This window comes from Desulfallas sp. Bu1-1 (assembly GCF_015594625.1).
Lineage (GTDB): Bacteria > Bacillota > Desulfotomaculia > Desulfotomaculales > Desulfallaceae > JADNRQ01.
On sequence record NZ_JADNRQ010000123.1, the window covers coordinates 1 to 255 of the forward strand.

The 255-nt window shown below is 60.0% G+C and carries 1 pseudogene; it reads left to right on the plus strand.

Annotation, left to right across the window (positions count from 1 at the left end):
* Positions 1-2: 2 nt before the first annotated feature.
* Positions 3-255 (plus strand): annotated as a pseudogene (locus IT084_RS19200) (CO dehydrogenase/CO-methylating acetyl-CoA synthase complex subunit beta); the annotation flags it as partial.

A 255-nucleotide genomic window follows, 5' to 3' on the forward strand; every position in this document is an offset into this window, starting at 1 on the left:
CCATAGAACCGGGCCGGGAGCCCAAGAAACTGTTCAAGGAAGCCTACGAAGGAACCATCACCGCCCTGAGCTACGCGGAAATACTGCTGAACCAGGCCATCCGCAGGTACGGCAAGAACCACCCCGTGGGCTACCCCGACACCGCCTACTACCTGCCGGTCATCCGCTGCTTGAGCGGCGAAGAGATTAAGACCCTGGGCGACATGGTGCCGGTATTGAACCGCGCCCGCAATGCCGTCAAGGAAGAGAAAACCT